This window comes from Streptomyces sp. KL109B, assembly GCF_030766935.1.
Lineage (GTDB): Bacteria > Actinomycetota > Actinomycetes > Streptomycetales > Streptomycetaceae > Streptomyces.
Genome location: NZ_JASERL010000007.1, coordinates 253,217 through 278,238, shown reverse-complemented (window position 1 = coordinate 278,238; position 25,022 = coordinate 253,217). Strand labels below are relative to the sequence as shown.

Annotated in this window: 26 protein-coding genes and 1 tRNA gene; 19 read left to right on the top strand and 8 right to left on the bottom strand. The window is 70.2% G+C overall.

The window, feature by feature from the left end; genetic code table 11:
- Position 1 precedes the first annotated feature (1 nt).
- Positions 2-74, top strand: a tRNA-Glu gene (locus RBJ65_RS24915).
- A 157-nt stretch (positions 75-231) separates the two neighbouring features.
- Here RBJ65_RS24915 and ndgR read toward each other — a convergent pair.
- The gene (gene ndgR / locus RBJ65_RS24910; RefSeq protein WP_156721319.1) at positions 232-948 is read right to left on the bottom strand and encodes an IclR family transcriptional regulator NdgR; all 717 of its coding nucleotides are present in this window, start codon (positions 946-948) and stop codon (positions 232-234) included.
- 191 nt (positions 949-1,139) lie between these two features.
- Here ndgR and leuC point away from each other — a divergent pair, with 191 nt between their 5' ends.
- From leuC to RBJ65_RS24890, 4 genes are all read left to right on the top strand, one after another.
- Positions 1,140-2,564 (top strand): 3-isopropylmalate dehydratase large subunit, encoded by a 1,425-nt coding sequence (gene leuC / locus RBJ65_RS24905; RefSeq protein WP_306318772.1) that lies wholly within the window; start codon positions 1,140-1,142, stop codon positions 2,562-2,564.
- Positions 2,565-2,569: 5 nt separating this feature from the next.
- Complete coding sequence (gene leuD / locus RBJ65_RS24900; RefSeq protein WP_306318771.1) at positions 2,570-3,163, top strand: 3-isopropylmalate dehydratase small subunit; 594 nt, start codon at positions 2,570-2,572, stop codon at positions 3,161-3,163.
- A gap of 318 nt (positions 3,164-3,481) precedes the next feature.
- Positions 3,482-3,721 carry a hypothetical protein gene (locus RBJ65_RS24895; RefSeq protein ID WP_266714505.1) on the top strand — a complete coding sequence of 80 codons (240 nt, stop codon included), beginning with the start codon at positions 3,482-3,484 and terminating at the stop codon, positions 3,719-3,721.
- A gap of 132 nt (positions 3,722-3,853) precedes the next feature.
- Positions 3,854-4,513: an HU family DNA-binding protein gene (locus tag RBJ65_RS24890; RefSeq protein WP_306318770.1), complete on the top strand. Its 660-nt coding sequence runs from the start codon at positions 3,854-3,856 to the stop codon at positions 4,511-4,513.
- Positions 4,514-4,615: 102 nt separating this feature from the next.
- On the opposite strand, the gene RBJ65_RS24885 is transcribed toward RBJ65_RS24890, so the two are convergent.
- Positions 4,616-4,819, bottom strand: a complete 204-nt coding sequence (locus tag RBJ65_RS24885; RefSeq protein WP_306318769.1) for a hypothetical protein — start codon at positions 4,817-4,819, stop codon at positions 4,616-4,618.
- A gap of 13 nt (positions 4,820-4,832) precedes the next feature.
- Entirely contained in the window at positions 4,833-5,468 is a 636-nt protein-coding gene (gene cofC / locus RBJ65_RS24880) for a 2-phospho-L-lactate guanylyltransferase (RefSeq protein ID WP_306318768.1), read from the bottom strand.
- 122 nt (positions 5,469-5,590) lie between these two features.
- Between cofC and RBJ65_RS24875 the strand changes: the two genes are divergently transcribed.
- The 3 genes from RBJ65_RS24875 to RBJ65_RS24865 all read left to right on the top strand — a co-directional run bounded on the left by RBJ65_RS24875 (position 5,591) and on the right by RBJ65_RS24865 (position 8,628).
- Positions 5,591-6,376: a 1-acyl-sn-glycerol-3-phosphate acyltransferase gene (locus tag RBJ65_RS24875; protein ID WP_306318767.1), complete on the top strand. Its 786-nt coding sequence runs from the start codon at positions 5,591-5,593 to the stop codon at positions 6,374-6,376.
- Positions 6,373-7,383 (top strand): NAD(P)H-dependent glycerol-3-phosphate dehydrogenase, encoded by a 1,011-nt coding sequence (locus tag RBJ65_RS24870; protein WP_306318766.1) that lies wholly within the window; start codon positions 6,373-6,375, stop codon positions 7,381-7,383. The genes RBJ65_RS24875 and RBJ65_RS24870 overlap by 4 nt, the downstream gene beginning before the upstream one ends.
- Positions 7,384-7,464: 81 nt before the next feature.
- A complete protein-coding gene (locus RBJ65_RS24865) occupies positions 7,465-8,628 on the top strand; it encodes a D-alanine--D-alanine ligase family protein (protein WP_306318765.1) in 1,164 nt (387 codons plus the stop codon).
- A 16-nt stretch (positions 8,629-8,644) separates the two neighbouring features.
- On the opposite strand, the gene RBJ65_RS24860 is transcribed toward RBJ65_RS24865, so the two are convergent.
- On the bottom strand, positions 8,645-9,157 hold the full coding sequence (locus RBJ65_RS24860; RefSeq protein WP_306318764.1) for a DUF3515 domain-containing protein: 513 nt from the start codon (positions 9,155-9,157) through the stop codon (positions 8,645-8,647).
- A 20-nt stretch (positions 9,158-9,177) separates the two neighbouring features.
- A complete protein-coding gene (locus RBJ65_RS24855) occupies positions 9,178-9,411 on the bottom strand; it encodes an Lrp/AsnC family transcriptional regulator (RefSeq protein WP_016642988.1) in 234 nt (77 codons plus the stop codon).
- Between the two features lie 242 nt (positions 9,412-9,653).
- Here RBJ65_RS24855 and RBJ65_RS24850 point away from each other — a divergent pair, with 242 nt between their 5' ends.
- Positions 9,654-10,634, top strand: coding sequence for a thiamine-phosphate kinase (locus RBJ65_RS24850; protein ID WP_306318763.1), 981 nt, complete (start codon positions 9,654-9,656; stop codon positions 10,632-10,634).
- Positions 10,635-10,719: 85 nt separating this feature from the next.
- Here the strand turns inward: RBJ65_RS24850 and rpmB are convergent, their stop codons facing one another.
- The gene (gene rpmB / locus RBJ65_RS24845) at positions 10,720-10,905 is read right to left on the bottom strand and encodes a 50S ribosomal protein L28 (RefSeq protein WP_030195073.1); all 186 of its coding nucleotides are present in this window, start codon (positions 10,903-10,905) and stop codon (positions 10,720-10,722) included.
- A gap of 293 nt (positions 10,906-11,198) precedes the next feature.
- On the opposite strand from rpmB, the gene RBJ65_RS24840 reads away from it, so the two are divergent.
- Both RBJ65_RS24840 and RBJ65_RS24835 read left to right on the top strand, forming a co-directional pair.
- Positions 11,199-12,905 (top strand): DAK2 domain-containing protein, encoded by a 1,707-nt coding sequence (locus RBJ65_RS24840; RefSeq protein ID WP_306318762.1) that lies wholly within the window; start codon positions 11,199-11,201, stop codon positions 12,903-12,905.
- Positions 12,906-13,010: 105 nt separating this feature from the next.
- Complete coding sequence (locus RBJ65_RS24835; protein ID WP_306318761.1) at positions 13,011-14,327, top strand: glucarate dehydratase family protein; 1,317 nt, start codon at positions 13,011-13,013, stop codon at positions 14,325-14,327.
- Positions 14,328-14,345: 18 nt separating this feature from the next.
- Here RBJ65_RS24835 and RBJ65_RS24830 read toward each other — a convergent pair whose 3' ends face one another.
- Positions 14,346-15,062: a sulfite exporter TauE/SafE family protein gene (locus RBJ65_RS24830; RefSeq protein WP_306318760.1), complete on the bottom strand. Its 717-nt coding sequence runs from the start codon at positions 15,060-15,062 to the stop codon at positions 14,346-14,348.
- Positions 15,063-15,207: 145 nt separating this feature from the next.
- On the opposite strand from RBJ65_RS24830, the gene RBJ65_RS24825 reads away from it, so the two are divergent.
- The 8 genes from RBJ65_RS24825 to mutM all read left to right on the top strand — a co-directional run bounded on the left by RBJ65_RS24825 (position 15,208) and on the right by mutM (position 23,757).
- A complete protein-coding gene (locus tag RBJ65_RS24825; protein WP_306318759.1) occupies positions 15,208-18,432 on the top strand; it encodes a helicase-related protein in 3,225 nt (1,074 codons plus the stop codon).
- A 150-nt stretch (positions 18,433-18,582) separates the two neighbouring features.
- Positions 18,583-19,182: a 16S rRNA (guanine(966)-N(2))-methyltransferase RsmD gene (rsmD, locus tag RBJ65_RS24820; RefSeq protein WP_306318758.1), complete on the top strand. Its 600-nt coding sequence runs from the start codon at positions 18,583-18,585 to the stop codon at positions 19,180-19,182.
- Between the two features lie 26 nt (positions 19,183-19,208).
- Positions 19,209-19,688: a pantetheine-phosphate adenylyltransferase gene (coaD, locus tag RBJ65_RS24815; protein WP_306318757.1), complete on the top strand. Its 480-nt coding sequence runs from the start codon at positions 19,209-19,211 to the stop codon at positions 19,686-19,688.
- Between the two features lie 90 nt (positions 19,689-19,778).
- A complete protein-coding gene (locus RBJ65_RS24810; RefSeq protein WP_306318756.1) occupies positions 19,779-20,876 on the top strand; it encodes an ATP synthase F0 subunit B in 1,098 nt (365 codons plus the stop codon).
- A 156-nt stretch (positions 20,877-21,032) separates the two neighbouring features.
- On the top strand, positions 21,033-21,677 hold the full coding sequence (locus RBJ65_RS24805; protein WP_306318912.1) for a DUF177 domain-containing protein: 645 nt from the start codon (positions 21,033-21,035) through the stop codon (positions 21,675-21,677).
- 2 nt (positions 21,678-21,679) lie between these two features.
- The gene (rpmF, locus tag RBJ65_RS24800) at positions 21,680-21,853 is read left to right on the top strand and encodes a 50S ribosomal protein L32 (protein ID WP_030676011.1); all 174 of its coding nucleotides are present in this window, start codon (positions 21,680-21,682) and stop codon (positions 21,851-21,853) included.
- 7 nt (positions 21,854-21,860) lie between these two features.
- On the top strand, positions 21,861-22,649 hold the full coding sequence (gene rnc, locus RBJ65_RS24795) for a ribonuclease III (protein ID WP_306318755.1): 789 nt from the start codon (positions 21,861-21,863) through the stop codon (positions 22,647-22,649).
- Between the two features lie 244 nt (positions 22,650-22,893).
- Entirely contained in the window at positions 22,894-23,757 is an 864-nt protein-coding gene (mutM, locus tag RBJ65_RS24790; protein WP_306318754.1) for a bifunctional DNA-formamidopyrimidine glycosylase/DNA-(apurinic or apyrimidinic site) lyase, read from the top strand.
- Between the two features lie 240 nt (positions 23,758-23,997).
- On the opposite strand, the gene RBJ65_RS24785 is transcribed toward mutM, so the two are convergent.
- A complete protein-coding gene (locus tag RBJ65_RS24785; protein ID WP_306318753.1) occupies positions 23,998-24,957 on the bottom strand; it encodes a CAP domain-containing protein in 960 nt (319 codons plus the stop codon).
- Positions 24,958-25,022 lie beyond the last annotated feature (65 nt).

The window sequence follows — 25,022 nt, the reverse complement described above, 5'->3', positions numbered from 1 at the left end:
GGCCCCCGTTGTGTAGCGGCCTAGCACGCCGCCCTCTCAAGGCGGTAGCGCCGGTTCGAATCCGGTCGGGGGTACGCGAACGATCAAGGCCCTTCCCCAAGTCGGGAAGGGCCTTTTTCGTGTACCGAGGCAGGGCCGAAGCGTGTGCGTACAACTCCGGCCGGTCGCTGCGGCGTTGGAGCGACCGGCCGGGAACGGGCAGGAAACGTAAGGGAGTTGGGCGCGGCCGGATCAGCCGGTGCGGCGCAGGGCCTCCGAGAGGCGGCCCGCGGCGTCGATGATCGCCTGGGCGTGCATCCGGCCCGGGTGACGCGTCAGACGCTCGATCGGGCCCGAGACGGACACGGCCGCCACCACGCGGTTCGAGGGGCCGCGGACGGGCGCGGAGACGGACGCGACGCCCGGCTCCCGCTCGCCGATCGACTGGGCCCAGCCGCGGCGCCGTACGCCCGACAGGGCCGTCGCCGTGAAGCGGGCGCCCTGGAGGCCGCGGTGCAGGCGCTCCGGCTCCTCCCAGGCCATCAGGATCTGCGCGGAGGAGCCCGCCTTCATCGTGAGCGTCGAACCGACCGGGACCGTGTCCCGAAGGCCGGACAGGCGCTCCGCCGCGGCGACGCAGATGCGCATGTCGCCCTGGCGGCGATAGAGCTGCGCGCTCTCGCCCGTGACGTCCCGCAGATGCGTGAGCACGGGCCCCGCCGTCGCCAGGAGGCGGTCCTCGCCCGCCGCCGCCGCGAGCTCCGCGAGGCGCGGGCCGAGAATGAAACGGCCCTGCATGTCACGCGCCACCATGCGGTGGTGTTCAAGGGCCACCGCCAGGCGGTGGGCCGTCGGTCTTGCCAGTCCGGTGGCCGCGACAAGGCCTGCGAGGGTCGCGGGTCCGGACTCCAGGGCGCCCAGGACAAGGGCTGCCTTGTCCAGAACGCCGACGCCGCTACTGTTGTCCATGCGTCGATACTCCCGTCTCACTCTGTGAAACGCAAGTTCAATTTTCCGTGGAACTTGCCACTCTGTACGTCACACCGGCCCGTGCACGAAACGGGCCCGGCCGTTGACGTCCGGTACGAGGGGTACGGGCGTCGGCGATCCCGAAATCTCTAGTTGGGCCGGCGCTCCTCAAGCCGGCCGGAGGGAAAGCGATGGGTAGGACACTCGCGGAGAAGGTCTGGGACGACCACGTCGTCCGGCGCGCCGAGGGCGAGCCCGACCTCCTCTTCATCGATCTGCACCTGCTGCACGAGGTCACCAGCCCGCAGGCCTTCGACGGCCTCCGGCAGGCGGGCCGCAAGGTGCGGCGCACCGACCTCACCATCGCCACCGAGGATCACAACACCCCGACCCTCGACATCGACAAGCCGATCGCCGACCCGGTCTCGCGCGTGCAGCTGGAGACGCTGCGCAAGAACGCCGCCGAGTTCGGCGTCCGCCTGCACTCCCTGGGCGATGTCGAGCAGGGCGTCGTGCACGTCGTGGGCCCGCAGCTGGGCCTGACCCAGCCCGGCACCACCGTCGTCTGCGGCGACTCCCACACCTCCACCCACGGCGCCTTCGGCGGCCTGGCGTTCGGCATCGGCACCTCGCAGGTCGAGCACGTGCTGGCCACCCAGACGCTGCCGATGGCCCGCCCGAAGACGATGGCCATCACCGTCGACGGCGAACTGCCCGAGGGCGTCACGGCCAAGGACCTGATCCTCGCCATCATCGCGAAGATCGGCACCGGCGGCGGCCAGGGCTACATCCTGGAGTACCGCGGCTCCGCCATCGAGAAGCTGTCGATGGAAGCCCGGATGACCATCTGCAACATGTCCATCGAGGCCGGTGCCCGCGCGGGCATGATCGCCCCCGACGAGACCACCTTCGCGTACCTGGAGGGCCGTCCGCACGCCCCGAAGGGCACCGAGTGGGACGAGGCCGTCGCGTACTGGAAGACGCTGAAGACGGACGACGACGCGGTCTTCGACGCCGAGGTCTTCATCAAGGCCGACGAGCTGGCCCCGTTCGTCACCTGGGGCACCAACCCCGGCCAGGGAGCGCCGCTTTCGGCGAGCGTCCCCGACCCGGCTTCGTACGAAGACGCCTCGGAGCGCTACGCCGCCGAAAAGGCCCTGGAATACATGGGGTTGACCGCCGGGCAGCCGCTGCGCGAGATCAAGGTCGACACGGTCTTCGTAGGCTCCTGCACCAACGGCCGCATGGAGGACCTGCGCGCCGTCGCCGAGATCCTCAAGGGCCGCAAAGTCGCCGACGGCGTACGGGCGCTGATCGTGCCGGGCTCCGCCCGGGTGGGCCTGCTGGCCGTCGAGGAGGGCCTGGACAAGGTCTTCAAGGAGGCCGGCGCCGAATGGCGGTACGCGGGCTGCTCGATGTGCCTGGGCATGAACCCGGACCAACTCGCTCCCGGCGAGCGCTCCGCGTCCACCTCCAACCGCAACTTCGAGGGCCGGCAGGGCAAGGGCGGCCGTACGCACCTGGTCTCGCCCCAGGTCGCCGCCGCCACCGCCGTCCTGGGTCACCTGGCCTCGCCGGCCGACCTGTCCGACGTTCCCGTCGCCGCTGGAGTCTGAGAGTCATGGAAGCATTCACCACCCACACCGGCCGGGCCGTCCCGCTGCGCCGCAGCAACGTCGACACCGACCAGATCATCCCCGCCCACTGGCTCAAGAAGGTGACGCGGGACGGGTTCGAGGACGGGCTCTTCGAGGCCTGGCGCAAGGACTCCGAGTTCGTGCTCAACCAGCCCGAGCGCAAGGGCGCCACGGTCCTGGTGGCCGGCCCCGACTTCGGCACCGGCTCGTCCCGCGAGCACGCCGTCTGGGCGCTGCAGAACTACGGGTTCAAGGCCGTCATCTCCTCCCGCTTCGCGGACATCTTCCGCGGCAACTCCCTCAAGAACGGTCTGCTGACCGTCGTTCTGGACCAGAAGGTCGTGGACGCGCTGCAGGAGCTGGTGGAGAAGGACCCGCAGGCCGAGATCACGGTCGACCTGCAGGAGCGCGAAGTTCGGGCCGAGGGCGTCACCGCGTCCTTCGAACTGGACGAGAACTCCCGCTGGCGGCTGCTGAACGGCCTCGACGACATCAGCATCACGCTGCGCAACGAGTCCGACATCGCCGCCTACGAGGCGAAGCGCCCGGCCTTCAAGCCGCAGACCGTCCAGGTCTGAGCCCGGCGGACCACCGCCGGATCCCTACCGGATCCGCAGTTCGACAAGGCTTATTCGAGCCACATCAGCAGGGCCCGTACCCCCAATCGTGCACCGGTTGGGGGTACTTCTGTGTCGGGGTCCAGAGGCCGCCCGACACCCTCGGCGAGTGGTCGGTGCGAGGCCTCAACTCCCTTGAATGACAAGGGTGTTCCTGGGGTACGCGTGGGTCGGTGGCACGCTCGGCGGGCCCGTCGTGCGAGGCTCCATAAGTGGCTTGTGGGGCGGGAGTTGCACCCTGCGGAGGCGACAACTCGCCCCAGATGGCACAATCTGTGCATGGAACACGACGGCCAACTCCAGCTGTACGCGGCAGTCGCGGACCAACTCAAGGAAGCGCACGCCCGAGTGCGCACACTGCAAGTCCCGGAGGGCGTACGGATGGCGCTGACCCGGAAGCTGCTGGCCGTCACGGCCGCGGCCAAACACGATCTCGCCGGTGCGGCAAGGCGTCTGGAGCGATTCATGGCGGACCTCGACGACTTCGAAGAGGGCTCCATCACTGAAGAGGAACTCTGAGACTGTCCAGTTCGTTGCGGCACAAGGGTGATTAGCCCGTTTCGCGTTTGATTTGCGGTATATATCTGCCTAACGTGCGAAAAAGCCGGTGCGAAAGAGATTCGTTCCGGCAATGTCTCCGAAGGGGAAGACGTGAACAAGGCGCAGCTCGTAGAAGCCATTGCCGACAAGGTCGGTGGCCGTCAGCAGGCCGCTGACGCCGTCGACGCCGTACTCGACGCCATCGTCCGTTCCGTGGTCAGCGGTGACCGCGTCTCGGTCACGGGCTTCGGTTCGTTCGAGAAGGTCGACCGCCCGGCCCGTTACGCCCGCAACCCGCAGACCGGGGAGCGCGTCCGGGTCAAGAAGACGTCCGTGCCGCGCTTCCGCGCCGGCCAGGGCTTCAAGGACCTCGTCGCGGGTTCGAAGAAGCTCCCGAAGAACGACGTCGCGGTCAAGAAGGCGCCCAAGGGCAGCCTGAGCGGCGGCGCTTCGGCGACGGTCAAGAAGGCGGCGGCCAAGAAGTCCACGGCCAAGAAGGCGGCGGCGAAGAAGGCCACGCCGGCGAAGAAGGCCACGGCGAAGAAGACCACCGCCAAGAAGACCACGGCGAAGAAGACCACGGCCAAGAAGGCGGCTCCGGCGAAGAAGACCACCGCCAAGAAGGCCACGGCCAAGAAGGCGGCCCCCGCCAAGAAGGCCACGGCCAAGAAGACGGCGCCCGCCAAGAAGGCCACGGCCAAGAAGGCACCCGCCAAGAAGTCGACGGCGCGCAAGACCACCGCCAAGAAGGCCACCGCCCGCAAGAAGTAAGTCGCTTCTGGGCGTACGCCAAGGTTGCTCACGCGTCGGGCCGGGCTCCCTCCGGGGAGACCGGCCCGCGGTGTGTCCGCAGACCCTGTACGGAACCCGTATTCAGAAGGTCTGCAGGGTCACGAGCGTGATCTGCCGGGCCTCGCCCTCGCCCTGGACCTCGATGCGCACCCGCTGCCCCGGCCGCAGCAGCCGCAGGCCGCCCGCGTCGAAGGCGGCGGCGTCGAAGGGGACGGGGGTCCCGTCGTCCAGGAGGACGCTCCCGGAACGGGTTTCGGAGTCGTACGTGTACGCGGTGGCCTGCATACGGGCAGCGTACTCAGTCGGGGATCAGGAGCCCGGCCGCGGCCTTCGCGGTGTACGGGCCCACCCCAAGGGCCAGGGCCGTGCGCAGGTCCTCGCCGGTGTCGACGTCCTGGCGTACGGAGTCGACGCCTTCGCAGGGGAGTTCCGCTGCGCCGGACGCCGCATGGCGGGCGCGAGAGGCCCCGCCGAATGCGGGGCGCAATTCCGTTCCGGGGGTCGCGGACAAGAGTGTTGTGCCGATTCCGGCGGCATCGGGCAGAAATGCGCGGGGAAATGCGGCGGCCGTCGCGAGAACACGGGCCAATTCCAAGGGGCGCAGCGCCGGCAGATCGGCGTTCAGGGCGGCCACGGCGGCGTCCTGGCGCACGGAGCGTACGGACGCCGCTCCGTGCGCGAGAGCGGCGTTGAGGCCCGCCTGCGGGGTGTCCGGGACGACGTGGGCGCCCAGGGCGCCGAGTTCGCGTTCCGCGCGGGCGTCGTCCGTGACGACCACCACATCCCGCACCGCCGCACAGGCCCCCGCCGCGGCCACGGTGTCCTGGGCGAACGCCAGGGCCAGGCCCGGGCGCAGGGCGGGTCCCGCTGTCGGGGCCAGCCTGCTCTTGGCCCGCACCAGCGGTTTCAGCGGTATCACCAGGGTCCACTGCACGCGCCCATTGTGACCTGTGCATGAGGTGCGGCTGTCCGCGCGGGCGTACGGTGTTCTCGACAGACCGGTGGTCCGGGGCGACACTTGTGCGGCCCGTAGACCCCCTAGAGGAAGGTGTCCGAGTGTCCCGCCGCAGAATCGGCTTCTGGTACCGCTTCGCCGCGGTCCTCTGCAAACCACCGCTGGTGGTTCTGTTCAAGCGGGACTGGCGTGGAATGGAGAACATTCCGGCCGACGGAGGCTTTATCACCGCGGTCAACCACAATTCGCATCTCGACCCGTTCCTCTACGCCCACTTTCAGTACAACACGGGACGGGTCCCGCGTTTCCTCGCGAAGCACGGCCTCTTCAAGAAGGGGTTCGTGGGCGCCGCGATGCGCGGCACCGGACAGATTCCCGTCTATCGCGAGTCCACGAACGCGCTGAGCGCCTTCCGTGCCGCGATCGACGCCGTGGAGCGCGGTGAGTGCGTCGCCTTCTATCCCGAAGGAACGCTTACCCGCGATCCCCAACTGTGGCCGATGACCGGAAAGACCGGCGTCGCGCGCGTGGCGCTGCAGACCAAGTGCCCGGTGATTCCGGTCGGCCAATGGGGCGCCACGGAAGCGCTCGCGCCGTACTCCAAGAAGCCGCACTTCTTCCCGCGCAAGACGCACCACGTGCTCGCCGGTGAACCCGTCGACCTCTCCGCGTTCTACGACCGGGAGATCACGCCGGAGCTGCTCAAGGAGGCGACCGAGGTCATCATGACCGCGATCACCGCCGAGGTGGAGGTGCTGCGCGGCGAGCAGGCCCCGCAGAAGCGTTACGACCCGCGTGAGGCGCGCATCGAGCAGCGCCGCAAGTTGCAGGCGGGCAAGGAGAGTTCAGCGCCTTCCGGCGGTACGACCGAGGAGAACAGCAAGTGACCCGACCCGTGAAGGCCGCCGTCTTCGGCACCGGCTCCTGGGGCACCGCCTTCGCGATGGTGCTCGCGGACGCGGGCTGCGACGTCACCCTCTGGGCCCGCCGCGCCGAACTCGCCGAGGCCGTCAACTCCACGCGTACGAACCCGGATTACCTGCCCGGCGTCGAACTCCCCGAGAACGTACGGGCCACCAGCGATCCGGCCGAGGCCGCCGCCGGCGCCGACTTCACGGTGCTCGCCGTGCCCTCTCAGACGCTGCGCCAGAACCTGGCGGAGTGGGCCCCGCTGCTCGCCCCCGACACCGTCCTCGTATCGCTCATGAAGGGCGTCGAGCTGGGTTCGGCGATGCGCATGAGCGAGGTCGTCGAGGACGTCACGAAGGTCGGCGAGGACCGCATCGCGATCGTCACCGGGCCCAACCTCGCGCGCGAGATCGCCGCCCGGCAGCCCGCCGCCGCGGTCGTCGCCTGCCGCGACGAGGCCGTGGCCCAGCGCCTCCAAGTCGCCAGCCACACCCCGTACTTCAGGCCGTACACGAACACCGACGTGGTCGGCTGCGAGCTCGGCGGCGCCGTCAAGAACGTCATCGGGCTCGCCGTCGGCATCGCGGACGGCATGGGGCTCGGCGACAACACGAAGGGCTCGCTCATCACGCGCGGGCTCGCGGAGACGACCCGGCTCGGGCTCGCCATGGGCGCTGACCCGCTGACGTTCTCCGGACTCGCGGGCCTCGGCGACCTGGTGGCCACCTGCTCCTCGCCGCTCTCGCGCAACCACACCTTCGGTACGAACCTCGGCAAGGGCATGACCCTCCAGGAGACGATCGCGGTCACCAAGCAGACCGCGGAGGGCGTCAAGTCCTGCGAGTCGGTGCTCGATCTGGCGCGCCGGCACGGCGTCGACATGCCGATCACGGAGACCGTCGTCGCGATCGTCCACGAGGGCAAGTCCCCGGTCGTCGCGGTGAAGGAGCTCATGTCGCGCTCCGCCAAGCCGGAACGACGCTGAGCGACGACGGGAGTTTGACGACAGGCCCCAGGCTCTGCGGGCGCTGACTCTCGTACTACCAGCAGGTACGCTCAACGCGATATGAGCAGCGAGAACCTCCCCCAGAGCCCGGCGTCCACCGCAGGTGGGCCCAAGCCGCGTGTGGCCGTCGTCTTCGGTGGTCGCAGCTCCGAGCACGGCGTCTCCGTGGTCACGGCGGGTGCCGTGCTGCGCGCCATCGACCGTTCCAAGTACGACGTGCTGCCGGTCGGCATCACGCGTGAGGGGCGTTGGGCGCTGACGGCGGACGACCCGGAGCGGATGGCCATCACCGACCGTCAGGTGCCGGACGTCGCCGATCTCGCCGAGTCGGCCGAGGGCGGCGTGGTGCTCCCGGTCGACCCCGGCTCCCGCGAAGTCGTCTACAACGAGCCGGGATCGGTCCCCAAGGCCCTCGGCGAGGTCGACGTGGTCTTCCCCGTGCTGCACGGCCCGTACGGCGAGGACGGCACCATCCAGGGCCTCCTGGACCTCTCCGGAACCCCGTACGTCGGCTGCGGTGTGCTCTCCTCGGCCGTCGGCCAGGACAAGGAGTACATGAAGCGGATCTTCACGTCCTTCGGGCTGAAGGTCGGCCCGTACGTAGTCGTGCGTCCGCGCGAGTGGGAGCAGGACCGGGACGGCGCCCGGCGGCGCATCGCCGACTTCGTCGGGGACCACGGCTGGCCGCTGTTCATCAAGCCCGCGCGCGCGGGTTCCTCGATCGGCATCACGAAGGTCGACTCCTTCGACGGGCTCGACGAGGCGATGGAGACGGCCCGCGAGCACGACCCGAAGGTGATCGTCGAGGCGGGCATCGTCGGGCGCGAGATCGAGTGCGGGGTCCTGGAGTTCGAGGACGGTCCGCGCGCCTCCGTGCCGGCCGAGATCCCCCCGGCCGACTCCCACGCGTTCTACGACTTCGAGGCGAAGTACATCGACTCCGCCGCCGGCATCGTGCCCGCGCCGCTGACCGAGGAGCAGACCGCCGAGGTCCGCAAGCTCGCCGTCGACGCCTTCGAGGCCATGTCCTGCGAGGGCCTGGTCCGCGCGGACTTCTTCCTCGACGAGGACGGGGAGTTCGTCATCAACGAGATCAATACGCTGCCGGGCTTCACCCCGATCTCCATGTACCCGCGCATGTGGCAGGAGAGCGGCGTCGGCTACCCGGAGCTGGTGGACCGGCTCATCGAGGCCGCGCTGCGGCGCTCGACCGGGCTGCGCTGAGCACCATGCGGCACCTCTAGTCGGCGATCCCTTCGGGGATCGCCTTCTTGATGGGCTTCGCGAGGTCGACCAGGGAGCCCGCCCCGCTCTTGGCGACCTCGTCCTTGGGGATCGTCACCTCTACGTAGGCGAGGCGTCCGCCCGTCGTCAGGCGCTGTGCGCCGTTGTCGAGTTGCTCCGCGACCCAGCCGACGCCGTCGATCGTCGCCGTGTTGCTCTTCGCCTTCACCGCCGCGTCGGGCCACGGCACGCCGCAGCGCAGTATGATCGCGGGGCTTCCCCATGCCGCGGTGAGCTCCGAGCCGGGTTCGGGATCGTTGCGCTCGAGTCCGTCGACCTTTTCCGGCAGGGCCTCGTCCAGGTTCCGGCACAGCTTGGCGGCCTTCGCGTCCGGAGTGGGGACCGGTGCCTCGGGGGCGTCGTCCGTCGCCGCGCAGCCCGCGGTGGCGATCAGCAGGAAGAGCGAGGGCACCACTATGGACAGGCGGCTGAGTCGGCCATGACGGAGCCGGTGACGATATGACTTCACCGGCACAGGGTAGACGGGGGCTACAGGTGGACGACCGGGCAGGTCAAGGTGCGCGTGATGCCGTCCACTTGCTGCACCTTGGCGACCACCATGCGACCCAGCTCGTCGACCGTGTCGGCCTGCGCGCGCACGATCACGTCGTAGGGGCCGGTGACGTCCTCGGCCTGGATCACTCCTGGAATCTTCCCGATCAGCTCGGCGACGGTCGACGCCTTGCCTACTTCGGTCTGGATCAGGATGTACGCCTGTACCACGGAACCTCCAGGGCGGCCACGAGGATCATCACGAGGATCATGTGGGGAGAAGGGACGCCACGTTATCGCGTCACCGCTCGTCGCGGGGAGACCCGGTGGCGGCTGTGGCGCCCGACGGACGTGGAAGGCAGGCCCGTGACAAGAACCGTACCCATGACAGAGACGGCCCGCGACCGCAAGCGGGCCGGGGCAGACGGCCCTGGCGGGAGCCAGCGAACCGGGGCAGAAAGGGCAGCACGCGCATGAAGGGCACCGTCGGCGAGTTGGGGGAGTTCGGCCTCATCCGAGAGCTGACCTCGCGGCTCACCACCACCCCGGCCGTACGCATCGGCCCCGGAGACGACGCCGCCGTGATCGCGGCGCCGGACCGCAGGGTCGTCGCGAGCACCGACGTCCTGCTGGAGAACCGGCACTTCAGGCGCGACTGGTCCACCGCGTACGACGTCGGGCGCAAGGCCGCCGCGCAGAACCTCGCCGACATCGCGGCCATGGGCGCCGTGCCGACCGCGCTGCTGCTCGGCCTCGTCGTCCCCGCCGAACTCCCCGCGTCCTGGCCATCGGAGCTGATGGACGGGCTGCGCGACGAGTGCCAGGTGGCGGGCGCCGCCGTGGTCGGGGGCGACGTCGTGCGCGGAGACACGATCACCGTGGCGATCACCGCGCTCGGCGACATGCAGGGCCACGACCCGGTGACCCGGGGCGGCGCCCGCCCCGGTGACGTCGTGGCGGTGACCGGCTGGCTCGGCTGGTCCGCCGCCGGATACGCGGTGCTCTCCCGTGGCTTCCGCTCGCCGCGCGCCTTCGTGGAGGCGCACCGCCGTCCCGAGCCCCCGTACGACGCGGGTCCCGCCGCGGCCGGGCTCGGTGCCACCGCCATGTGTGACGTGAGTGACGGACTCATCGCCGACCTGGGCCACATCGCCGAGTCGAGCAAGGTCCGTATCGACATCAAGTCCGGGAAGGTGGACGTGCCTTCGCAGATGAACGACATCGGCCAGGCCGTCGGCGTCGACCCGCTGCAGTGGGTGCTGAGCGGGGGAGAGGACCACGCGATCGTGGCGACCTTCCCGCCGGACGTGAAGCTGCCCGCGCGCTGGAAGGTGATCGGCGAGGTCCTCGGCCCCTCCGCGCTGCCCCAGGTGACCGTGGACGGGGCGCCCTGGACGAATCAGGGTGGCTGGGACCACTTCGGGGCCGGTGGCGCCGGAGGCGAGATCGAGTAGGCACGCCTGGGCACAGAAAAGAGCCGGTCCCCGAGGGGACCGGCTCTTTCAAGCAACCAGCGAGGTGGCCGCGCTAAGCGTTACGTCAGCGCGAGACCTTGCCGGCCTTGATGCACGAGGTGCAGGCGTTGAGGCGCTTCGGCGTCCCGCCGACCACTGCACGCACACGCTGGATGTTCGGGTTCCAGCGACGGGGCGTACGGCGGTGCGAGTGCGAGATGTTGTTGCCGAAGCCCGGCCCCTTGCCGCAGACGTCGCAGTTGGCAGCCACGGGTCACTCCAAAGACTTCAGATGCACTTACGGTTGATCCCGGCATGCCGAGATCGAGATCGGAGGATCGAGGATCTGGGTGGCGGTGCCAGGGGTGTCCCGACGGATATCGGGCAACCCGAGCAGCATACAACGGCTGCGTCGGTAGAACGAAACTACCATGGCTGGTCGGGCCCCCTGCCCGGGCTCCGGGCGCCCTGCCCCGGCCCCGCTTGTGACCGGGCCCTCTTTCCGGACGGTCACCTTCCGGGGTCTACTCTGCGGTGCCAGTCCAGCCGCTCAAGGAGGCACAGGTGCCGCAGGTGCTCGACGTGATCGCGGTGCGCGCCTGGTGCTCACTGGCTCTGGAGGCGCTCGGCCGCGAACGCGCGGAGATCGACGCGATCAACGTGTATCCCGTCGCGGACGGGGACACCGGCACCAATCTGTATCTGACCGTGGAGTCCGCGCACCAGGCCGTCGAGGCGGTTTTCGCGGGCCTTGAGGTGGGGCCCGAGCCGGCCGCCCCCGCGCTCCCGGAAGTGCTGCGCGCCATGGCGCACGGTGCCCTCATCGGCGCCCGCGGCAACTCCGGGACGATCCTCGCGCAGCTGCTGCGGGGGATGGCGCAGGTGCTCGCCGACGGCGGACCGGGTGAGGGAGATCACGCTGCCGGGGTCGACGCGGGCGCGCTGCGGCTCGCGCTCGGCCGGGCCGCCGAGTCCGCGCGCGAGGCGGTCGCGCATCCCGTGGAGGGCACCGTCCTGACCGTGGCGACGGCGGCCGCGCGGGCCGCCTCCGGGGTCGACGGGGACTGCGGGGACGTCGTCCGTGCCGCCTACGAAGGCGCGTGCGTGGCGCTCGACGCGACGCCGGGGCAGCTCGCCGTCCTGGGCGGCGCAGGGGTCGTGGACGCGGGTGGGCGGGGGCTCGTGGCCGTCCTGGGCGCGTTGAGCGAGGCCGTGTGCGGGGAGGCTCCGGTACGACGAGGTGGCGATGGCGGGCACGCGCGCGTAGCGGCGGACGACCGGCACGCGCGCGTGGACGCCGTCCCCGAGGGCGTACTGCTCGAATGCCCGGAGGACGACGGCGCCGCGGGGCCCGCCTTCGAGGTCATCTACCTGCTGGAGGCGGACGACCGGGCCGTGGCCCGGCTGCGGACCAGGCTCGACGCCCTCGGGGACTCGCTGGTCGTCGTGGGCGGGGACGGGCTGTGGAACGTCCACGTGCACGTCGACGACGCGGGCGCGGCCGTGGAGGCGGGCGTCGAGGCCGGGCGCCCGTACCGCATCCGCATCACGCACTTCGGGCTCGGCGACGTGCACGCGGGGCACGGCTCGGCGCCGCCGCGCGAGCGCGCGCAGCGGGCCGTCGTAGCGGTCGTGCCGGGCGACGGGCTCGCGGACCTCTACACGGAGGCGGGTGCCACGACGGTGCCCGACCGGCCCGGTGAGCCGCCCGCCAGCGGGGAGCTCGTCGACGCGATACGGCGTGCCCACGCGCGCGAGGTGGTGCTGTTGCCGAACGACGCGGAGCTGCGGCACACCGCCGCGGCGGCGGCCGAGCAGGCCCGCTCCGAAGGCATCCGGATCGCGCTCATCCCGACCCGCTCCGCGGTCCAGGGCATCGCCGCGCTCGCCGTCCACGAGCCCGACCGGCGCTTCGACGAGGACGTCGTGGCGATGACGTCGGCCGCGGGCGCGACCCGGTACGGCGAACTCCTCGTCGCCGAGCGGCAGTCGTGGACCATGGCGGGCATCTGCCAGGCCGGGGACGTGCTCGGCCTCATCGACGGAGACGTGGCGGTCATCGGCGGCGAGGTCCCCGCCACGGCGCGCACCGTCCTCGACCGGATGCTCGCGGCGGGCGGCGAACTCGTCACGCTCGTCCTCGGCGAGGAGGTCTCCGACGAGGTCGCGGCCGGGCTCGAACAGCATGTGCGCGAGTCGCACTTGGCCGTGGACACCGTGGTGTACCGGGGTGGGCGGCAGTCGGCGCTGATGCTGATCGGCGTCGAGTAGGACGGTTCTCACGGTTCTCACGGTTGCCGGAGGCGGGGCCTGCCTTCGGCCTGATTCACGTACGGAAGCCTTGTCTACATACGTAGATCGTGTCAGCATCCCGGCATGCCTGATCCCGCCGCGCCCGACATCGCACCCGCAGCCGCCGCAGCCGAGAAGCACCGGATCACCGAAGTACGCGTGACACCGGTGGCCTTCCGTGACCTTCCGCTCCTCAACTCCGTAGGCGTGCACGAGCCGTTCGCGCTGCGCTCGGTCGTCGAGGTGGTGACCGACAGCGGGCTGTGCGGGCTCGGTGAGTCCTACGGTGACCTGCCGCATCTGCGCCGCCTTGAACGCGCCGGTCGGCACCTGGTCGGCGTCGACGTCTTCGACCTGAACGGCGTCTGGCGGGCGGTCGGGGAGTCGCTGGTCTCCGACAGTGGTGCGGGCGGGCACGGGATGAGCGGGATGGTGACCGACAGCTCGCTCGCCGACCGGGTCGTCTCGCCCTTCGAGGTGGCCGCGCTCGACCTACAGGGCAAGATCGTCGGTCGCCCGGTGAGCGACCTGCTGGGCGGCGCCGTCCGCGACCGCGTCGCCTACAGCGCGTACCTCTTCTACAAGTGGGCCGGCCACCCCGGACAGGAGGACGACGCGTGGGGCGCGGCGCTCGACCCGGAGGGGCTCGTGCGGCAGGCGCGGCGGATCGTCGACGCCTACGGGTTCGGCGCGATCAAGCTCAAGGGTGGCGTCTTCCCGCCCGAGGAGGAGATCGAGGCGGTACGGGCGCTGCGCGCCGCCTTCCCGGAGCTCCCGCTGCGGCTCGACCCCAACGGGGCCTGGAACACGGCCAGTTCCATCAAAGTGGGGCAGGAGCTCGACGGCGTACTCGAATACCTGGAGGACCCGACGCCCGGCATCGAGGGCATGGCCCGCGTCGCGCGCGAGGTGCCGATGCCGCTCGCCACCAACATGTGCGTGGTCGCCTTCCACCACCTGCCGCCCGCCGTGCGGCAAGGCGCCGTCCAAGTGGTGCTGTCCGACCACCACTTCTGGGGCGGGCTTCGTCGCTCGCAGCGGCTCGGCGGGATCTGCGAGACGTTCGGCCTCGGCCTGTCCATGCACTCCAACTCGCACCTGGGCATCAGCCTCGCGGCCATGACCCATCTCGCCGCCGCCACCCCCAACCTCGACTACGCCTGCGATACGCACTGGCCGTGGAAGGACCCCGCAGAGGACGTCGTCGCGCCGGGCGCGCTCACCTTCCAGGGCGGCGCCGTCGCCGTGCCCACCGCCCCCGGTCTCGGCGTCGAACTCGACCGGGACGCGCTCGCGCGGCTGCACGAGCAGTACGTCACGTGCGGCATCCGGGAGCGCGACGACACGGCGTACATGCGGCGCTTCCGGCCGGAGTTCGACCCGGGGGTACCGAGGTGGTGAGCGGGTCGGCCGCCCGCCTCACAGCAGTTGCTGGCCGATCAGGAGTACGGCCCCCAGCGTGGACACCCCGATCGCGGCCCAGCGCAGCCGTCGCGCGTCCATGAAGCGGTTGACGTAGCGCGAGAGTACGTAGCCGAGGACCGACGCGGGGGCGAGTGCGGCGGACATCGCCAGGGTGTGCGTACCGATCGAGCCCGTGGACGCGAGCGTCGCGATGGAGAGCACCGAGCCGACCAGGAAGAACCCGCTCATGGTGGAGCGCACCACCGGGGCGTCCCTGCCCTGCCACACCAGCGCCATCGGCGGGCCGCCGATCGAGGTGGCCGTGCCGAAGAGGCCGGACGCGGAACCGGCGAGGACCAGGGCGGGCCGGTGCGGGCGCGGGGCCCAGCCGAAGCAGGTCAGTACGACGCCGAGGAGCACCACGGCGGACAGCATCAGGGCGAGCCCCTGTTGCGGCAGCGTCGCCACGAGCAGCGCCCCCGCGACGGTCCCCGGCACCCGTCCGACCAGTGCCCAGCCGGTGCCCCGCAGGTCTATGTGCTGCCGGTCGGCCACGGTCACGAGCAGGCTCAGCACGGTCGCCTGGACGATCAGAGTTCCCGGTACGAGGGACGGGTCGATCACGGCGACCACCGGAGCGGCGAGCATCGCCATGCCGAAGCCGATCGAGGCCTGGAGACAGGCCGCCACGGTCAGGGCGCCCGCGACGACCAGATAGCCGGTGAGCGTCATGGGGTCCTCCGCCGTCCTGTGCAGTCCTGCGCTGTCCCGTGCAGCCCTGCGCCGTCCACAAACGTAGATCACGTTTCGATTTGTGGACGCAACGTAGATCGGGTCGAGGAGGCGGTCAAGGTGATTGTCAGTGCCGTGGTGTGCAATGGATCTCGTGCCCGCGCTCGAAGAACCGCTCAAGAAACTGCTCGGACCCGCCACCGCGAAGGTGATGGCCGAGCATCTCGGCCTGCACACCGTCGGTGACCTGCTGCACCACTATCCGCGCAGATACGCGGAGCGGGGCGAGCTGACCCGGCTCGCGGAGCTGCCGCTCGACGAGCACGTCACGGTCGTCGCCCAGGTCGCGACCGCCCGCATCCTGAAGTTCAACGGCGGCAGGGGCCAGCGCCTCGAAGTCACCATCACGGACGGCAGCGGCCAGCTCCAGCTCGTCTTCTTCGGCCGCGGCATCCACAAGCCGCACAAGGACCTGTTGCCGGGTACGCGCGCGATGTTCGCGGGCAAGGTCTCCGTCTTCAACCGGAAGATGCAACTGGCGCACCCCGCCTACCAGTTGCTCAACGCCGAGTCCTCCGAGGACGCCGCCGAGGCCGTCGGCTCGTGGGCCGGCGCCCTGCTGCCGATCTACCCCGCCACGGCCAAGCTGGAGTCCTGGAAGATCGCCAAGGCCGTGGACCTGGTGCTGCCCAGCGCGCGCGAGGCCGAGGACCCGCTGCCCGAGTCGCTGCGCGAGGGGCGCGGCCTCGTCCCGCTCCCCGAGGCCCTGCTCAAGATCCACCGGCCGCACACGAAGGCCGACATCGCCGACGCCCGCGCCCGCCTCAAGTGGGACGAGGCCTTCGTCCTCCAAGTGGCCCTCGCCAGGCGCCGTTTCGCGGAGACACAGCTGACGGCGGTCGCGCGGGTGCCGAAGGAGGACGGCCTGTTGACCGCCTTCGACGCGAAGCTCCCGTTCACGCTCACGGACGGCCAGCAGAAGGTCTCCCGGGAGATCTTCGACGACCTGGCCACGGAGCATCCGATGCACAGGCTGCTTCAGGGGGAGGTGGGCTCGGGCAAAGCCCAGCCGCTCGATTCGCTCGTCCTTGCTCCAGACGGCTTTCGCCGCATGGGTGACCTCCGGGTGGGAGACCACATTGTGGTGCCCAACGGCGAGATCGCGGCGATCGACGGAGTCTTTCCACAAGGGGAGCGGGACGTCTGGCGCCTGGTCCTGTCTGATGGAAGCTCCGTCGAGTGTGACGACGAACATCTGTGGATCGTCGGCACGAGCTGTGGATGGCACCGAGGGCAGGCCCCCAAGGTCATGACCACCAGAGAGATCCGCCTCGACCTGTTCAAGGCCAACGGATCCTCCAAGTGGTACCTGCCGGCAGCCACTCCGGTCGACATCGGAGGGGACGCGCCGCTGCCTCTTGATCCGTATCTGTTCGGTCTTCTCTTGGGAGACGGCTCATTTCGGTACAACCTCCGCCTGTCCACGATCGACGAGGAGATCCGAGATGCCGCGGCACAGGCCGCGGCTCCCGAATGCCGACTGGTTCCGGTGAAGGGCGAGGGTTGCGATTTCACGATTCAGCTGACGCACCGTGCGGGAGGGATGCGCAACCCCGTCATCCAGGTCCTACGAGATCTGAATCTCTGGGGTGCGACGTCACATGGAAAGTTCGTGCCCGATGACTTCAAGAACACTTCGATCAAGAACCGTCTGGCCCTCTTGCAGGGGCTCTTGGACACCGGCGGCACGATTCACGCGGATGGCATGAGCATCTCGCTCTGCTCGGCTTCGCGCAGGCTGGCGGACGACGTTGCCTGGCTGGTTCGCTCGTTGGGTGGGCGGGCACGGGTGCTGCCGAAGCGGGACGCGTTCAACGTTTCGGTGGCTCTCCCCGACGAGTACGCGCCCTTCAGGCTGACGCGCAAAGCCGAACGCGTGCGGCCTCGGCCGAAGTACAACACGTTCCGGCGGGGAATTCGGTCAGTTGAGTTCGTGGGGCGCAAGCCGGTCCAGTGCATCAGCGTCGCTCATCAGAGCCGTGCCTACGTGACCGACAACTTCACGGTGACCCACAACACGATGGTGGCCCTGCGCGCCATGCTCGCCGTCGTCGACGCGGGCGGGCAGGCCGCGATGCTCGCGCCCACCGAAGTGCTGGCCCAGCAGCACCACCGGTCCATCACCGAGATGATGGGCGAGCTGGCCGAGGGCGGGATGCTGGGCGGGTCCGAGCACGCCACCAAGGTGGTGCTGTTGACCGGCTCCATGGGCATGGCCGCCCGCCGCCAGGCGCTGCTCGACCTGGCGACCGCCGAGGCCGGCATCGTCATCGGTACGCACGCGCTGATCGAGGACAAGGTGCAGTTCGACGACCTGGGCCTGGTCGTGGTCGACGAACAGCACCGCTTCGGTGTGGAACAGCGCGACGCCCTGCGCTCCAAGGGCAAACAGCCGCCGCACCTCCTGGTCATGACGGCGACGCCGATTCCGCGCACGGTCGCCATGACGGTCTTCGGCGACCTGGAGACGTCCGTCCTCGACCAGCTTCCGGCCGGTCGCTCACCGATCTCCAGCCACGTCGTCCCGGCCGCCGACAAACCGCACTTCCTCGCGCGCGCGTGGGAGCGCGTACGGGAGGAGGTCGGCAACGGCCACCAGGCGTACGTCGTCTGCCCCCGCATTGGCGACGACGAGGACGAGAAGCCCAAGAAGGGCGCCGCGAAGAAGCAGTCCGCCGAGGACGAGGCGGAGAAGCGGCCGCCGTTGGCGGTGCTCGACGTGGCGGATGAGCTGACGCACGGGGCGCTGCGCGGGCTCAAGGTGGAGGTCCTGCACGGGCGGATGCAGCCCGACGACAAGGACGCCGTGATGCGTCGCTTCGCCGCGGGGGAGACGGACGTCCTGGTGGCGACGACCGTCATCGAGGTCGGTGTGAACGTGCCGAACGCCACGGCGATGGTGATCATGGACGCCGACCGCTTCGGCGTCTCGCAGCTCCATCAGTTGCGGGGGCGGGTGGGGCGCGGCTCGGCGGCGGGCCTGTGCCTCCTGGTCACCGAGATGCCGGAGGCGAGCCCGGCCCGCGCCCGTCTCGGCGCGGTCGCGTCCACGCTCGACGGGTTCGAGCTCTCCCGCATCGACCTGGAACAGCGCCGCGAGGGCGACGTCCTCGGCCAGGCCCAGTCCGGTGTGCGCTCCTCGCTGCGGATGCTCGCCGTGATCGAGGACGAGGAGATCATCGCGGAGGCGCGGGACGAGGCGACCAAGGTGGTTTCGGCCGACCCCGACCTCGACCACATCCCCGCCCTCCGCACGGCCCTGGACGCCCTCCTCGACGAGGACCGCGAACAGTACCTCGACAAGGGCTGACCCAATCAAGCCCCTCCGGCGATTGAGGAGCGGGGTCCGGGGCGGAGCCCCGTGGCGTAGGGACGGCCGACCGCGCCCGGCGGGCGCCGCCCTGACAGACTGGACCCGCAACAACGCAGCACGTACGGAAGACAAGGACGTAGGAACGCGATGACCCGCGTGATCGCCGGAACCGCCGGAGGCAGACGACTGGCCGTGCCCCCGGGCAACGGCACACGACCCACCTCCGACCGCGCACGCGAAGGCCTCTTCTCCACCTGGCAGGCGCTCCTCGGCGGCAGCCTCACCGGCACCCGCGTCGCCGACCTGTACGCCGGCTCCGGCGCCGTCGCCCTGGAGGCCCTCTCCCGCGGCGCCGCCCACGCCCTCCTCGTCGAGGCCGACGCCCGCGCCGCCCGCACCATCCGCGACAACATCCGCACCCTCGGCCTCCCCGGAGCCGAGGCACGTACCGGAAAAGCGGAGCAAATCGTCGCGGGCCCGGCCCCAACTGCCCCCTACGACCTGGTGTTTCTGGACCCCCCGTACGCCGTCTCCGACGACGATCTTCGGGAGATACTGCTCACACTCCGTACGGAGGGCTGGCTCGCGGACGAAGCGCTCGTCACCGTTGAACGCAGCACCAGAGGCGGCGAATTCCGGTGGCCGGACGGCTTCGAGGGCCTGAGGTCCCGTCGCTACGGCGAAGGCACGTTTTGGTACGGTCGCGCCGCCTTGAACACCACCCTCACGTGCGACGACGCACGATGACCGGACCGGAGAGCGAGGGACTTCCCGTGCGCCGCGCAGTCTGTCCGGGGTCGTTCGACCCCATCACCAACGGCCACCTCGACATCATCGCCCGAGCCTCCAAGCTCTACGACGTCGTGCACGTCGCGGTGATGATCAACCAGTCGAAGCAGGGCCTGTTCGCGGTCGACGAGCGGATCGAGCTGATCCGCGAGGTCACGGCCGAGTTCGGCAACGTAGAGGTGGAGGCCTTCCACGGACTCCTCGTCGACTTCTGCAAGCAGCGCGACATCCCGGCCATCGTGAAGGGCCTGCGCGCCGTCAGCGACTTCGACTACGAGCTGCAGATGGCCCAGATGAACAACGGCCTGTCCGGCGTGGAAACCCTCTTCGTGCCGACCAACCCGACGTACAGCTTCCTGTCGTCCTCCCTGGTCAAGGAGGTCGCGGCCTGGGGCGGCGACGTCTCGCACCTGGTTCCGCCGCGGGTGCACGAGGCACTGACGGAGCGCCTTCCCAAGAAGTGACACGCACGCGCTCGTTGGGCTTACAGTCGCCTTGTCCGGCACCAACACCCGGTCGAACCGGCGTCTAGACGAGAGAGTGGCGAGCACACGGTGGACGTGCAGAAGAAGCTCGACGAGATCGTCGCCACGGTCGGTGGCGCGCGCTCGATGCCCATGTCGGCCTCGTGCGTGGTCAACCGCGCCGACCTGCTCGCGATGCTCGAAGAGGTGCGCCAGGCGCTGCCCGGCTCCCTCGCGCAGGCCCAGGAGCTGCTCGGTGGCCGCGAGCAGATGGTCGAGCAGGCCCACGCCGAGGCCGAGCGCATCATCGAGAGCGCGCGGGCCGAGCGCGGCACCCTGATCGCCGACACGGAGATCGCCCGCCGCGCCCAGTCCGAGGCCGACCGGATCCTCACCGAGGCCCGCCAGGAGGCCGAGGAGGTCCGCGCGGAGGCCGACGACTACGTCGACTCCAAGCTGGCCAACTTCGAGGTCGTCCTCAACAAGACGCTCGGCTCGGTCGGCCGCGGCCGCGAAAAGCTCCTCGGCACCGGGCCCGGCGTCGACGCGGAGGGCTACGAGGACGAGGACGCCCCGGAGCGCAGCCACGACCCGGAGACGCTGCGGCGCGACGCCGACAGCTATGTGGACACCAAGCTCGGCGCCTTCGAGGCGGTGCTCGCCAAGACCCTGGAGGCCGTCGGCAAGGGCCGCCAGAAGCTGCACGGCCGCATCGCGAGCGACGACCTCGGCACGCTGACCATGGACGACGAGGGCCAGCCGCACACCAGCGACGCCGACTACCTCGCGGGCCTCGCCGAGATCGGCGCCCAGGGCCAGCAGCCGCAGCCCGCCCAACAGATCTCACAGGTCCCGCAGATCCCGCAGATCCCGTCCCAGGCCCCCGAGCCCGTATACGCGCAGCAGGACCAGGACCCGTACGGCGCCTACCAACAGCAGCCCTACGGCCAGCAGGACCCCTACGCCGCCTACCAGCAGCAGGACCCGTACGCGGCGGCGTACCAGCAGGACCCGTACGCGTATCAGCAGCAGCTCCAGCAGCAGCCGGACCCGTACGCGGCGTACCAGCAGCCTCAGCAGGATCCGCAGCAACAGCAGGCCCAGGACAGCGCGCTCGACGAGACGAGTCTCTTCGACACGAGCATGATCAGCCTGGAGCAGATGCGGCAGTACGAACAGGGGCGCTGAGCGGGCCGCTGAGCAGGCCCAGGGGGCAGATTGGGCCGTGAGCGAAAGGTCCAGTACCCTGGTTCTTCGGTCGCGCGTACACGTGCGTTCCGAGCTGCCCGGAAAATCGGGGCGGCAACCCCCCATGAGCTTCGAAGAACGAAAGCAGGACCAGCCCTGAGCACGCATCTCGACCACCGCAACCCGTTCGTGTTCGATACGCACGAGCTGGGTCGGCGTCCTGGTGCCATGCAGCGGCTGTCCCGCACGATCGACGCCCCCAAGGAGTTCGGTCTCCTGGGGGTCATCGAGGTGCCGGAAGGCGCCCCGGTGGAGCTCGAGCTCCGTCTGGAGTCGGTCATGGAAGGGGTGCTTGTCACAGGCACCGCCCGTGCATCGGCGAAGGGGGAGTGCGTAAGGTGTCTGGAGCCGGTCGACCATGAGGTCGACGCGGACTTCCAGGAGATGTTCTCGTACCCTGACGCCGACGACCGGGGCCGTCCCAAGGACGACGCCGGCGACGACGCCGAGGACGACGAGGACAGGCTCTTTCTCGAGGACGGTCTTTTCGACCTCGAGCCGGTGCTGCGTGATGCGGTGGTGCTCGCACTGCCGATGCAGCCGGTGTGCCAGGAAGACTGCGAAGGTCTGTGCTCCCAGTGCGGAGTGCGCCTCGCGGACGAACCGGGCCACCACCACGACGCCGTCGACATCCGTTGGGCGGCTTTGCAGGGACTCGCTGAATCCATCCAGGACGGCGAGAAGGACGAGATGAGCGGCGCCGAAGCGGAAGCGGGCGTCGACGAGAAGCAGGAGAAGTAGCCGTGGCTGTTCCGAAGCGGAAGATGTCGCGCAGCAACACGCGCCACCGCCGGTCGCAGTGGAAGGCTGCGGTCACCCCCCTGGTTTCGTGTGAGCGGTGCCAGGAGCCCAAGCAGCAGCACATCGCGTGCCCGTCTTGCGGCACCTACAACAAGCGCCAGGTCCTCGAGGTCTGAGCGGCTGGTGAGAGGCACAGTGTCGAGCCCCAAGAAGGCGTCGGACGACGCCAAGAAAAAGGTGGACACCACAGCCTCGTCCCACACGCTTCTGGAAGGGCGGCTCGGGTACAAGCTCGAGTCCGCCCTTCTGGTGCGCGCGCTGACGCACCGTTCGTACGCGTATGAGAACGGCGGCCTGCCGACCAATGAGCGGCTCGAGTTCCTCGGGGACTCGGTGCTCGGTCTGGTGGTCACCGACACGCTCTACCGCACCCACCCGGACCTGCCGGAAGGCCAACTGGCCAAGCTGCGGGCCGCGGTGGTCAATTCGCGTGCGCTTGCGGAGGTCAGCCGCGGGCTCGACCTGGGCTCCTTCATCCGGCTCGGCCGGGGTGAAGAGGGCACGGGCGGCCGGGACAAGGCGTCGATCCTCGCCGACACCCTTGAAGCGGTGATCGGTGCGGTGTACCTGGACCAGGGTCTGGACGCGGCGGGCGAACTCGTCCACCGTCTGTTCGACCCGTTGATCGAGAAGTCCTCGAATCTGGGTGCCGGCCTGGACTGGAAGACCAGTCTCCAGGAGCTGACGGCGACGGAGGGACTCGGCGTGCCCGAGTACCTGGTCACCGAAACCGGCCCCGACCACGAGAAGACCTTCACTGCTGCCGCCCGCGTCGGAGGCGTCTCGTACGGCACCGGCACCGGCCGCAGCAAGAAGGAAGCGGAGCAGCAGGCCGCTGAGTCCGCGTGGCGTGCGATTCGCGCTGCCGCGGACGAGCGGGCCGAGGCGGCGCAGGCCGCCGACCCGGCGTAACCGCTCCGCTTCCTGAGCCCGTCCTTGCCGGTCCACCCGGCGGGGGCGGGCTTCGCATTTCCCCACGCCACGGGGCTCCGCCCCGGACCCCGCGCCTCAAACGCCGGCGGGGCTGGAAGGATTGGGGCTCTGCCCCGGACCCCGTGCCTCAAGCGCCGGTGGGGCTGGAAGGATTGGGGTTCTGCCCCGGGCCCCGCTGCTCAAGTGCCGCAGGGGATCGAACTGACACGACCGGAGGTCACCCGTGCCAGAGTTGCCCGAAGTCGAGGTTGTGCGGCGGGGGTTGGCCCGGTGGGTGGCGAGGCGGACCGTCGCCGAGGCCGAGGTGTTGCATCCGCGCGCCGTGCGGCGGCACCTGGCGGGCGGAGCGGACTTCGCGTCCCGGCTCAAGGGGCAGATCATCGGCGAGCCGAGTCGGCGCGGGAAGTATCTGTGGCTGCCGTTGGAGGGGGCACACGCCTCCGTGCTCGCCCATCTCGGCATGAGCGGACAGCTCCTCGTGCAGCCGCACGACGCCCCCGACGAGAAGCACCTGCGCATCCGCGTGCGCTTCGCCGACGACCTGGCGACGGAGCTGCGCTTCGTCGACCAGCGCACCTTCGGCGGGCTCTCGCTGCACGACACGGACGACAACGGCCTGCCCGACGTCATCGCGCACATCGCCCGCGACCCCCTCGACCCGCTCTTCGACGACGCCGCGTTCCACACCGCGCTGCGCGCCAAGCGCTCCACGATCAAGCGGGCACTGCTCGACCAGTCGCTCATCAGCGGCGTGGGCAACATCTACGCGGACGAGGCGCTGTGGCGCGCGAAGCTGCACTACGAGCGCCCCACGGGCACCTTCACCCGCCCCCGTACGGCCGAACTCCTGGGCCACGTACGGGATGTGATGAACGCGGCGCTGAGTGTCGGCGGGACGAGCTTCGATTCCCTGTACGTGAATGTGAACGGGGAGTCTGGGTACTTCGAGCGGTCGCTCGACGCGTACGGGCGTGAGGGGCTGCCGTGCCGGCGATGCGGGACGCCCATGCGGCGGCGCCCGTGGATGAATCGGTCCAGCTACTACTGCCCGCGCTGCCAGCGCCCGCCGCGCGCAGTGCCGGCCTAGGGCCTTCTGACGGATCTTGCCGGAGTCGCGGGCCCTGGTGCGCGCTCCCCCAAGCTCTTAAGGAGCAGGGGGTACCCCCCTCGGCGTTGTCGTCGGTTGCCAACTCCCCCACCCTCGAACCGCGCTTCGCGACGGCTCGGGTGGGAGGTGCCCCCCTCGCGTTGACGCCCTCCTCCGCCTTGCAGCTGCATACACCCGCCAGCCGCGTCACCAACGTGTCGGAACAGCACACCTAGGGGCTCAGTAGCCGAAGTCCTGCGTCCACCACGGGCCGCCCGAGCCGAAGTGCACGCCGACGCCCAAGGTCTTGAAGTCGCAGTTCAGGATGTTCGCCTTGTGGCCGGGGCTGTTCATCCAGGAGTCCATGACCGACTGGGCGTTGGCCTGGCCGCGGGCGATGTTCTCACCGCCGAGATCGGATATGCCCGCTTCCTTGGCGCGGTCCCAGGGCGACGCGCCGTCCGGGTCCGTGTGGTCGAAGAAGTCCCGCGCGGCCATGTCGTCGCTGAACGCCGTGGCGAGCGAGGTGAGCCCGCTGTCCGACGTCACGGGCGAGCAACCCGCCTTGGAGCGCTCCTGGTTGACGAGGGAGAGGACCTGGGCCTGGGCCGCCTTCTCCGACGCCGTCGAGGAGCCGCCGCCACTCCCGGCGGGCGCCCGCGTCTTCGTCGGCGAGGACGGGGCGGAGGTCGACGGGCTCGCGCTCCTCGTCCGCGTACCGCTGTCGCCCGCGCCGTCGCCGGAGCCGGCGGCGGACCGGGACGTACGCGGCGGCTTCGACGGCTCGGCGGAGGGCGCGGCGCTCGACGCCGACCGCGAAGGGGAGGCGGACGGCGTGGACCGGTCCTTGTCGCGGCTCGCCGAGGACGGCGCCCGGTCGTTCACCGAACCCTCCGTGCTGCCCTGCGCGGTGACGTCGGGGGAGTCGGCGGCCTGCACCTTGTCGCCGCCCCCACCGCCGCCGAGCTTGAAGCCGCCGCCACCCGGGATCAGGCCCGAGGTCACCGCGACCGCGCCCATCGCGACCGCCGCCGAGGCACCGAGCAGACCGGTGCGCAGGGGGACGCCGTCGCGCTTCTTGCGGTGGTGGGAGGCGCCGGGGCGCGGCGGCGACGAAGGGGGCGGCGGGTACTCCGCGTAGCCCTGCGCGAAGTCGCTCGCGTGCGGGCGGCCGGCGGCGGAGCGGCGGTGGCGTCCCATGTCCTGGCCTTCCTGGTCCTCGGGTCCTGGGGTCCTCAGGTCCTGGGGTCCTCGGGTTCACGTGG

Excerpts from the sequence above, each read along its gene's own strand:
- RBJ65_RS24850 (WP_306318763.1), top strand. The coding sequence starts at position 9,654 with ATGAAGGGCACCGTCGGCGAGTTGGGGGAGTTCGGCCTCATCCGAGAG.
- RBJ65_RS24785 (WP_306318753.1), bottom strand. The coding sequence starts at position 24,957 with ATGGGACGCCACCGCCGCTCCGCCGCCGGCCGCCCGCACGCGAGCGAC.
- RBJ65_RS24835 (WP_306318761.1), top strand. The coding sequence starts at position 13,011 with ATGCCTGATCCCGCCGCGCCCGACATCGCACCCGCAGCCGCCGCAGCC.
- RBJ65_RS24825 (WP_306318759.1), top strand. The coding sequence starts at position 15,208 with ATGGATCTCGTGCCCGCGCTCGAAGAACCGCTCAAGAAACTGCTCGGA.
- leuD (WP_306318771.1), top strand. The coding sequence starts at position 2,570 with ATGGAAGCATTCACCACCCACACCGGCCGGGCCGTCCCGCTGCGCCGC.
- RBJ65_RS24830 (WP_306318760.1), bottom strand. The coding sequence starts at position 15,062 with ATGACGCTCACCGGCTATCTGGTCGTCGCGGGCGCCCTGACCGTGGCG.
- RBJ65_RS24865 (WP_306318765.1), top strand. The coding sequence starts at position 7,465 with ATGAGCAGCGAGAACCTCCCCCAGAGCCCGGCGTCCACCGCAGGTGGG.
- rsmD (WP_306318758.1), top strand. The coding sequence starts at position 18,583 with ATGACCCGCGTGATCGCCGGAACCGCCGGAGGCAGACGACTGGCCGTG.
- ndgR (WP_156721319.1), bottom strand. The coding sequence starts at position 948 with ATGGACAACAGTAGCGGCGTCGGCGTTCTGGACAAGGCAGCCCTTGTC.
- leuC (WP_306318772.1), top strand. The coding sequence starts at position 1,140 with ATGGGTAGGACACTCGCGGAGAAGGTCTGGGACGACCACGTCGTCCGG.
- RBJ65_RS24885 (WP_306318769.1), bottom strand. The coding sequence starts at position 4,819 with ATGCAGGCCACCGCGTACACGTACGACTCCGAAACCCGTTCCGGGAGC.
- RBJ65_RS24895 (WP_266714505.1), top strand. The coding sequence starts at position 3,482 with ATGGAACACGACGGCCAACTCCAGCTGTACGCGGCAGTCGCGGACCAA.